Raw genomic sequence first — 2,935 nt, forward strand, 5'->3', positions numbered from 1 at the left:
TTCCGCCGCGACAAAACCGGAGATTCCAGCGTTTTTATCGCGCCATGGAAGCGGGCCGCCACCCAGCGCGGCTGAAAATCGACGCGAAGGGAAGGGCAAATGAGGGCCGGCTGTCGCAGGGTAAGCACGACTGCCAGCGGCTCGCGTCGCATCGCCGCCGGCTGAGGCTAAAAGCAAAAGGCCCGCCGGTTCGCTCCGGCGGGCTCTTTCTCAACTTAAGCTGCGGCGCCGTTGAACATGTTTCGAGCGCTCGCATGTCTAGGCCAGCGGCGCTCGCCGCGACAGTAAAACTCGTACCCGCCATGCTATCAGGGCCACAATTGCGATGATCAGCGCCATAGCGATCAGCGAGATGCCTAGATTTTCGTCGAGAAGCGAGGCTCGGCCAGTCGCGCCCAGAAAGGAATACAGGAAGACTTGCGGCGCAGTGAAAACGAAGGTTGAGATCGAGTAGGTTGAGATGTCAATCCTCGTCAGACCGAACAGGTAGTTCTGGACCGCGCCTGGAAGGGGCACACCCAGCCGCATTAGCGCGATAATGCGCCAACCTTCCTCATCTACTGCTTGTGCAATGACGCCGAAATTAGGCTTCCCCTCGAGCCTTTTTCGAAACCAGTTCGATGCGATATAGCGGGACGTCAGGAAAGCCATGATGGCGCCAATGGCTCCGCTCAACAGGATGATCCCGGCGACTTTCCAGCCAAAGGCGGCACCGGCGGCACAAATCAGCGGCGTACGGGGGAGCACGATAAAGGCCATTGCCAGAAATACGAGGCCGACTGCCATTGCCGAACCCGGTGTAAGACTGCCGAGATTTTGAAACCATGCGCTGATCGTGTCTAAGATGGGCGAGTTCATTCTTTTAAAAGCTGCACGCTCAGGATCTCCGAGACCGGCCGGTTCACGCTGGCGAGCCGATTTTCAGGTTGCGCTGAGTTCCAGTTTCCCGCTATTGGATATGTGCTGAATTAGGTCATATTGCACGTGAGCAGACGAGAATCGAGCGCATATTTTCGCGCCATGTAGCGGCTGTGTCTGGAGCAAGCGAAGCTCTGCCTTCCGGGTCTCGGCCGGGAAGCTCTGGAAGAGATGGCCCAAAACTATCGAAACGCGGCCGAGCGGCTGGAAAGCGAAGCCGGAAAGTTGAGGCGCGTCTAAGGGCGGCGCTTCAATGCGCGTATAACTCCGATCCGTGCAAACATGGTTGGGCCGCCGCCCTCGTATAGCACCCCCCTTTGTTTCGCCAGATTCGTAATCCCATCCTTTCACGTTTCGAATTCATGGGGAGAAACGACGTGGCTATAGGTGTCGTTAAGTGGTTTAACGCGACGAAGGGATTTGGCTTCATCCAGCCTGATGACGGCGGCCAGGATGTTTTCGTGCACATCAGCGCAGTAGAGCGCGCCGGTCTCTCTGGTCTCGCCGAGGGACAAAAGATTTCTTATGAGGTCCAGGTAGATCGGAAGCGTGGCAAGAGCAGCGCGGAGAATCTAAGGGTTGGCTAACTCGCGATCATGGCCCGCCGGTTCACGCGGGCGGGCCTAGTGGCCGTCGACGCGATACCCTTGAACGGCGAGCAATTCCCTGAGCCATGCCACCTTCTCGCTGGCATTGCTCGGGCCACCAAGCGCCTTGCGTATATCCTCAACGAGGCCTTCCAGGCGTTTTAATTGCGCCTGTGCTGCGTTTCGTTCGATCTCATCCAAAGCAACCATAGCGCGAGTATGTCCGATATATCGCCATGGGTCAAAGAGGGCGCCCGGTGGATCAGGAGCGCGATCGGCAACGGCTCGCGACGCATCGCCGCCGGCTGAGCGTTAAAACGACAAGGCCCGCCGGCATACGCTGGCGGGCCTAGGCACTCCCGGCGCTCTGATCCGCAATTGAATCGGCAGCCTGGAGCATTGGGGCTGGAAAGCGAAGTGTGCCATGTTCGCTCTCAAGTGACAATGGCTGGAATATCGCTTTCCGGTAGTATTACGGATTCCGTTTACGGAACGGGGTGTTCTACTGTGAGAACACCGGCGAGATTTAAGCACCATTTTCTAATTTGTCCGGGATGGCCGCAGTGGGGGGCTGGAACCGCGCTGCGGCCTTTCCCATAGGGACGTCTGCGAGGTGTCCCTAATTTGATGGAACCTATAACCGTTCCGGGGCATGAACCGTTGAGGCCCATCACCGCGGGGCTCCACGGTGATGAGGATGCACCACATTGCGATCAGATGGCGAGCCAAAGCCAAGTGATCATACTCAGCAAAGCGACGAGCAAAACTATTTCGAGTTTGTGGTTACAGGAACGGAGAACTCTACTGTTCCGCTTCATACGGTGCCCCCTGTTTGATTAGGCGGGAGCGCAACTGGCGTTCTCATCACCGACGGAGGCCATGGGCGGGGCGGTGATGCGAGCGACTAGACATCCTTTTCACCTGGGAGTCGACACAATTCGCGTCAGGTGCTTCTAGCGTTATGCGCGACAGCTTTGCGGAGAATTTGCTAACGCCGCCGGTGCGCGGTGTGGACCGAGAGGGAGCTTGAGGCGGCTGAATATCGTGCCTTGCGCTCAATCAAGCGGCCCCGCTATGCACCCAGCGGAGCGACATCGACGCGAAGGGAAGGGCAAATAAGGGCCGTCTGTCGCACGCTGGCGCGGCTGAACAGCGCCTGCCACGGTGAAGTCTAACTCCGTTATCAGGATCTCACCTGCGATCGGAGCCCGGTCGCTAAACCTTCAAGTCAACTCCCGCCGGCTACGCGCGCGAGCTACGGCGCGTCGTGGGTGTGGAAAAGCAAAGGGCCGCCGATTCACGATGGCGGGCTGGGCGTCTCTCGCAACTGTCCTAGTAGGCGCGGCGGCCGTGCCGCCGATAAGCTGCGGGGTTTTCCACGCCCGCGAAGTATGGATTTATGGCGCACTCTGCGGCGCGGCCCGATGCCG

General features: G+C 58.7%; 3 protein-coding genes. 1 reads left to right on the plus strand and 2 read right to left on the minus strand.

The window, feature by feature from the left end; genetic code table 11:
- Window positions 1-258: 258 nt before the first annotated feature.
- Window positions 259-858: a VTT domain-containing protein gene (locus CT676_RS43375; protein ID WP_135217326.1), complete on the minus strand. Its 600-nt coding sequence runs from the start codon at window positions 856-858 to the stop codon at window positions 259-261.
- A gap of 437 nt (window positions 859-1,295) precedes the next feature.
- Here CT676_RS43375 and CT676_RS43380 point away from each other — a divergent pair, with 437 nt between their 5' ends.
- Window positions 1,296-1,505 carry a cold-shock protein gene (locus CT676_RS43380; protein WP_135217327.1) on the plus strand — a complete coding sequence of 70 codons (210 nt, stop codon included), beginning with the start codon at window positions 1,296-1,298 and terminating at the stop codon, window positions 1,503-1,505.
- A gap of 36 nt (window positions 1,506-1,541) precedes the next feature.
- Here the strand turns inward: CT676_RS43380 and CT676_RS44725 are convergent, their stop codons facing one another.
- Window positions 1,542-1,715, minus strand: a complete 174-nt coding sequence (locus CT676_RS44725) for a hypothetical protein (RefSeq protein ID WP_155256390.1) — start codon at window positions 1,713-1,715, stop codon at window positions 1,542-1,544.
- Between the last annotated feature and the right edge of the window lie 1,220 nt (window positions 1,716-2,935).

The sequence above is a fragment of the Bradyrhizobium sp. MOS001 genome (genome assembly GCF_004634465.1).
In the GTDB taxonomy this organism is placed as follows: Bacteria; Pseudomonadota; Alphaproteobacteria; order Rhizobiales; family Xanthobacteraceae; genus Bradyrhizobium; species Bradyrhizobium barranii.